This is a genomic window from Corynebacterium sp. CMW7794 (assembly GCF_001563605.1).
Taxonomy (GTDB): domain Bacteria; phylum Actinomycetota; class Actinomycetes; order Mycobacteriales; family Mycobacteriaceae; genus Corynebacterium; species Corynebacterium phoceense.
The window spans coordinates 146,397-152,704 of the sequence record NZ_KQ961706.1 but is presented as its reverse complement, the minus strand read 5'-3'; the positions used below and the strand labels follow the sequence as shown (position 1 = coordinate 152,704).

The window sequence follows — 6,308 nt, the reverse complement described above, 5'->3', positions numbered from 1 at the left end:
ATAGGGTGTCCACTAAACGAGGGTAACCTCAACACCAACAAGAATGGGCAGCGTCCACGAAGGACGGAATCCGCGCGCGTCAACGAACGACAACACCGCCGTGAGCACAAGATAAGCAGCAACGACCGTCCATCCAGCGGCGTTAGCAGGGACCAGCACGCTGATTATCCACGGCGCGAAAACTAGTGCGGCTACCAGCACAACTGGAATCACCCAGTGCCAGCCGGTGCGCTTTTCTTCAGATTCCTCTTCCTCCGCATCCTCGGTGGGGACGGGATGCGCAACCGATTCCTGTTCGATGTCGAAGACTTCGTCGTTGTTCACGTCAGACACGCTAACAAGCATTTCGACTAAATGACACCGTTATGCAATTACGTTTCAGTCTCGATTTCCTGCTTCCAACCGCCTCAACGCGAATGAAGTTAAAGGTCAACCCACCCTTCGAGTCCAATGTCTTCACAGAATTTCTCGTCATGGCTCACCACAATGAGTGCACCTTCAAAGCCTGCGAGCGTCTCCACCAACCACTGCACCGTGCTCAGATCCAGGTTGTTCGTGGGCTCGTCGAGGAGCAACAGCCGTGGCGCCGGTTGGGCCAACAATGTCCGCGCGACTTCTACGCGGAATCGCTCACCGCCCGACAGTTCGCCGCACTTCTTGGAAACATCGTCATTGACGAAGAGTAACTGTGCAAGGTGGTCCCGTAGCCACTGGGGATCGGCTTCCGGATTTGCCGCTCGCACCACGTCCCACACGGTGTTCTCAGCAGGCAGAGTGATGAGTTGGCGAACGAAGCCGATGTCGGAAAGTGCGTAGGCCACCTGGAAATTGGACCGCGCAGCTGCATCCGCATCACCCGCTATGGTTCGGAGGAGCGTCGTCTTTCCGGAACCATTTGCCCCGCCCAGCCGAAGTCGTTCGGGCCCGGTAACGATGAGCGAGCGTTCTCCCCCACGCGGAGTCAGCTCCACCACCTTCGTTCCCTGTGGCAATCGCGATTCCGGCAAGTGAAGAAACACTGAAGCGTCATCGCGAATGCGCAATTGTGCCTCGGCCTCCTCGCGCCGCGCGTCCTCCACCGACGCGGCGTGCGACGAGTGACGGCGCGCTGCCGATCGTTCCGAGCGTTGTTTATCAAGCCCCATCGCCATGCCAGGTTTACGCTTCGACGCAGCAAACTTCTTTCCGCGACGAGCATCACGCGCGAGTCGAGTTTCCATCTCTTGGCGTTTGCGCACAGCCTGCTTTCGTTGCGACCGCGCCTCCGTCCAGGCCTGTACCGCCTTGTCCTGTTCACGGGCAATCACCGATTCATACGCCGAATAATTCCCGGGGAAACTACGCACGCGGCCGGCAAAGAATTCAATAATTTCGTCCGCCATGTTCAACAGCTCGCGATCATGGCTCACCACCACAACGGGTACCGTCGATCTGGCCAGAAACTCATACACAGCCTCACGGCCTGCGCGGTCGAGATTATTGGTCGGTTCATCCAGCACATACAGCTCCGGCGTGCGCAGCTGCAATCCAGCAAGCGCGACCTTGACGGCTTCGCCGCCCGAAAGAGACTGAGCAGCACGCGACAGATTCTTAGGCTCGGAAATTCCAGCATCGGACAGTACCGTCTCTGCGTGCTCACGAATATCCCAGTGCCCCTCGACCAGCTCGAAATCGTGCTCATCAACGCCACCGCTTTCGATGCGCTCCAGAGCTTCCACGATGTCCCGAATACCCAAGAGGTCAAGAACCGAGTGCCCTTCCACTGATGCATGTTGCGGCAAATATCCACGGCGTTCGGGCACGCGGAACGAACCGGAGCTCGGCATAAGCTCGCCTGCGAGTATCTTGAGGAAACTGCTTTTCCCAGAGCCGTTATCGCCGACAATCGCTGTCACGCGGCGATTGATATCCACGGAGACCTCTGCGAAGCACTGGGTTCCGTCTGGCCAGGTAAGAGAAAGATGATCCGTAGAGACGACGGAATGAAAGAAGTTGGCAGCCATGAGTGAGCCTTTCAGCAGTTGGTGTACAAGCTGAAGGCCGTGCCTCGGCGCTTCAGCGAATTACTTGACAAGCACTTCGCTGTTCACTGGTCTTCCTTTGTTCGATAATTCGGACACCTAAGACTGTATCAGCTCGGGCCACCGGCATGTTAGCTTCGGCATCATGGATACAGTCCTGATCACCACCTTGTTTGTCGCACCGCCCGCCCGGCTCACGGAAGCCTATGAGCTCTATCGCACTCGAGCGAACGCTGCCGATGCCGCCGTCCTCGCCCAGTCCACACACCCGCGCCCAGTCACCGATGACCCTTACACGCTGTGGGAGCTGCGCTCCGAGGCCGCCTTCTACCGTCTCACACAGCCGCAAAAGATGGAGCTCTTCGAGTTGCGCAGCCTAGTGCGCTACAACAGCGACGACGATAAAATTTTCGATCGCGTGCACGAGAAGTTCTTCTTCGAGGACCACGACGAACCCACGGTGTTCCCTGGCCAAGTCTCTCAGAGCCCCAGTGTGAAACTCCCGGAATCCGCACCAGAGCGGATGCCGGGTCAGCTCAATTACCTACGGATTTCGTTCCTCAGCCAAGAGACGAACGCCACAACCGTCTCTCAGACCTTCCAAAAGTTCATTGAGAAAGTGGCCGCCTTCGCCTATCTCGAGGACACCGAGGGCTGCATCAGCTCCGAAAACCCTAAAATCGCCGGGCCATTGTGGGTCCGCAATTCGACGCACACTGCGGCAGGCGTCGGCGACGGCGCGTTCCCCTTAGCAAAACACCTGTGGGTCGGCTACGCCCTGTGTGAGGCCTCGGCCGACGAGGCCGCGGCGCTCCTGCCCGACCGCACGGATCCGGACTGCACGATCCTTGGCCAGGTGGAGCAGCTCGACACGCTAACGACGAATCTCGCCGAGTAAGCCTCATCGCGACGGAAGAAGCACCACCCCGGTGATATGCGCATGTCGCGCGAGGATCACTCCGGGGCTTTCGTCGCAAGCATCGCAATAAACGGAGGACTCAGTCGCCTCCGGACGCTGAGAGCCCCGCTCTGGCGAGTCGCAGACCAGCAGGTACGTCGGCAACCACGTGATGAGCGCGAGCCTGTACGTCGGGGTGTGCATGCGGGAAGGTGAAGGAGGCATCGGCAAGCTCATGCATGGGCAGGTCATTAAAGCTATCGCCGAAGGTGAAGAGCTCAACCTCGGCGCGGGGCAGGCCGAGATGTTCGAGGAGCCAGGTCAGGCCCGTGCCCTTGGTATGGCCGGGCGGCATCATGTCGAAGAAGCCGGTGTTAAGCGAGGTCGAGACGTCGTAGCGCTCGTTGATCCACGGGATAATCTGATTCTGTAGCGGCTGATTGTCCGGCATGTAGGCCGAGAGCAGCACGACCTTTTCGTCTTCGAGCTCCGCACGAGAGACGACGCGCGGGCACTGGATGAAGGCGTTGGAGGATTCCGGAATGCCTTGCGTGACGATGCCGTCCGCGCCGTCGAGCGTCGTGCAATACAGGTTGAGCCCCGGTGTGCCTTCGAGGTGCGCGGCGACCTCATTGACGATCTCTGCGTCCAAGTGGTGCTCGTAGAGGACCTGGTAGTCCGCGTCCGTGATGACGGTGCCGTTGTAGAGGACGTGGTAGTCCATGTCGACGCCGAAGGGCTCGAGCGCGCGGCGGACCGAGTCGATGGACTTGCCCGTCGCGGAGACCGCAAGATTGCCCGCGGCGCGCCAGTCCTTGATGGCCTGGACCGTTTCAGGCGCGATCGCGTGATCGATGTAGACGGTGCCGTCCATATCGAATGCCGCAATCTTCATGGACAACACTGTAGTGAGTTTAGGCCTCGCCCGTGTCCAATAGTTTCTGAAAGCCGGCTTCGTCGAGGATCGTGAGCCCTAAGTCGCGGGCCTTCTGCTCCTTGGAGCCAGCGTTTTCGCCAACCACAACGTAGTTAGTCTTCTTCGACACCGAGCCCGAGGCCTTACCACCGCGGGTGAGAATAGCTTCCTTGGCGCTGTCGCGCGTGAAGTTCTCCAGGGTTCCGGTAACGACGATGGTGAGCCCCTCGAGGGTTTGCTCCTTCTTGTCGGTCTCGGCGACCTCCATGGACACGCCGGCGTTCGTCCACTTTTCCACGATCTCGCGGTGCCAGTCGACGTCGAACCAGCTCTTGAAGCTCTCTGCGATAATGCCGCCCACGCCGTCGGTCTCCGCGAGGTCCTCCACCGGCGCCGCGCGCAGAGCCTCCATCGAGCCATAACGCGTGGCCAGCGCACGCGCGGCGATAGGACCAACATGGCGGATGGACAGGGAGACGAGGACGCGCCAGAAATCTGCGTTCCGGGCGGTCTTCAGGTTCTCTAGCAGCTTCTTGCCCGGCGCGTTAAGCTTGCCGGCCTTGGTCGTATAAGCGCTGGTTCCCAGCAGCTTGTCCTCGTCGAGGTCGAAGAGATCGCCTTCGTCGTGGAGCACACCGGATTCGATGAGGTCGCGAGCTGCTTCCTCACCGAGCGCCTCGATATCAAGTCCCTTGCGGGAAGCCAAGTATTCCAGACGCGCGGAAAGCTGCGCCGGGCAGCTGCGGGTATTCGGGCAGCGCCAGTCTGCGTCGCCATCTTTCTGTGGGGCGAGCTTCGTGCCGCAGGACGGGCAGTTAGCCGGGAAATGCCACTCTTCCTCGGTGCCGTCGCGCTTCTCGGCGACAGGTCCGAGAACCTCCGGAATAATCTCGCCGGCCTTGCGGATGATGATGGTATCCCCGATGAGCACGCCCTTGCGCTTGACCTCGGACTGGTTGTGCAGCGTGGCGCGCGAGACCGTCGACCCGGAGACGAACACCGGCTCCATCACGGCGTACGGGGTCACGCGACCGGTGCGCCCCACGCCGACCTCGATGCCGAGCAGCTTCGTGGTCACTTCCTCCGGCGGGTACTTGTACGCAATCGCCCAGCGCGGCGCGCGCGACGTCGCACCCAGCGCGCGCTGCGAAGCCAAGTCGTCCACTTTGACCACGAGGCCGTCCATCTCAAAGATGGCGTCGTGGCGATGGTCCGCCCAATACTTCACGCGGTCTTGGACATCCTTGGCGGAGGTCACCTGCTCCGTGTATGGGGAGACCGGCAGGCCCCAGGCCTCCATCGCCTTGTAGGCGTCGTGCTGACTCGTGGGCGCGAAGCCTTCGCGCGCGCCGATGCCGTGGCAGACCATGTGGAGACGACGCTTCTTCACGTCTTCAGGATCCTTCATGCGCAGGCCGCCCGCCGCCGCGTTGCGCGGGTTGGCAAACGCCGGCTTGCCGTCGGAGAGGCGCTCCTCGTTAATCGCGCCGAACTCTTCCGGGCGCATGTAGACCTCGCCGCGGATTTCCACAAGCGCCGGAACCGGATACTCCTCGGTGCCTGTGAGCTCGTGCGGGATATCCTCGATAACGCGGGCGTTGTTCGTGATGACCTCGCCCACGCGGCCGTCGCCACGGGTGGCGGCAGTCGTGAGCTTTCCGTCGCGGTAGACTAGGTCGATAGACAGACCATCGATCTTCAACTCGGTGAGGTACGTCTTCGCCGGGGTGCGGTCCAGCCAGTCCTGCATCTCGGACTCGCTAAAGACGTTATCCAGGCTCATGAGCCGCTCGAGGTGCTCGATATCCGCTGCGCCCTCCGGTGCCGCGCCCACTTCCTGGGTCGGCGAATCCGGCACGGCCAGCTCGGGATGTTCGGCCTCCAGCTCCTGGAGACGACGGAACAGCGCATCGAAGTCCGCGTCCGGAATGATGGGCTGGTCGTTGTAGTAGAGCTCGCGGTGGCGGCGCACCTCTTGGGCGAGCTCGGACCATTCGCGTTGGATATCAACTGGGTTAGTCACGAGGGACAGTCTAGTGAAGTGGCGGACATGACTTCGAACTACATCGGCCTCCCGTGGCATCTTTTTTACACCGCGGGACGCTCCCACAAACTTTCCGAATCTGTAGCCGTAGCAATAAGCTTTCGAAGCTCTGCAACAGAAATAGTTGCGTCATCATCGACAGCGTAGGCAACTGCTGTTTCGAAAATTACTCTGAGTACTAGGCCAGTGGTTTCACCGCGTTGTGCAGCAATGTCACGAACCTTGTTAGAAACGCTCGTTGGCAATCTGACCGTAAAGGCGCTCATAGGCTCCGCAGCATTATGGCCTGCTTTATCGTGTGCACCGTTCTCAGGCTCGCTATCAGCCGACATTTCAATTTCCGCAGAAAAATCATTTCGCGACCGTCGCTCGCTTCGAGCTAGTACCACCATGGCGTATCTGCCAACATTGGTCATCCCGAAACAAGCA

At 60.2% G+C, this 6,308-nt stretch carries 6 protein-coding genes; 1 reads left to right on the top strand and 5 read right to left on the bottom strand.

Annotated features, from left to right (window positions below):
* Window positions 1-12 precede the first annotated feature (12 nt).
* The gene (locus HMPREF3227_RS00725; RefSeq protein ID WP_156452944.1) at window positions 13-324 is read right to left on the bottom strand and encodes a hypothetical protein; all 312 of its coding nucleotides are present in this window, start codon (window positions 322-324) and stop codon (window positions 13-15) included.
* A gap of 98 nt (window positions 325-422) precedes the next feature.
* On the bottom strand, window positions 423-2,003 hold the full coding sequence (locus tag HMPREF3227_RS00720; RefSeq protein WP_066491036.1) for an ABC-F family ATP-binding cassette domain-containing protein: 1,581 nt from the start codon (window positions 2,001-2,003) through the stop codon (window positions 423-425).
* A gap of 163 nt (window positions 2,004-2,166) precedes the next feature.
* On the opposite strand from HMPREF3227_RS00720, the gene HMPREF3227_RS00715 reads away from it, so the two are divergent.
* Complete coding sequence (locus HMPREF3227_RS00715; protein ID WP_066491031.1) at window positions 2,167-2,919, top strand: hypothetical protein; 753 nt, start codon at window positions 2,167-2,169, stop codon at window positions 2,917-2,919.
* A gap of 100 nt (window positions 2,920-3,019) precedes the next feature.
* Here HMPREF3227_RS00715 and HMPREF3227_RS00710 read toward each other — a convergent pair whose 3' ends face one another.
* From HMPREF3227_RS00710 to HMPREF3227_RS13130, 3 genes are all read right to left on the bottom strand, one after another.
* Window positions 3,020-3,814, bottom strand: coding sequence for an HAD hydrolase family protein (locus HMPREF3227_RS00710; protein ID WP_066509449.1), 795 nt, complete (start codon window positions 3,812-3,814; stop codon window positions 3,020-3,022).
* Between the two features lie 19 nt (window positions 3,815-3,833).
* The gene (gene ligA, locus HMPREF3227_RS00705; protein ID WP_066509446.1) at window positions 3,834-5,858 is read right to left on the bottom strand and encodes an NAD-dependent DNA ligase LigA; all 2,025 of its coding nucleotides are present in this window, start codon (window positions 5,856-5,858) and stop codon (window positions 3,834-3,836) included.
* Window positions 5,859-5,923: 65 nt separating this feature from the next.
* A complete protein-coding gene (locus HMPREF3227_RS13130) occupies window positions 5,924-6,295 on the bottom strand; it encodes a hypothetical protein (RefSeq protein ID WP_141759213.1) in 372 nt (123 codons plus the stop codon).
* Window positions 6,296-6,308: the final 13 nt, after the last annotated feature.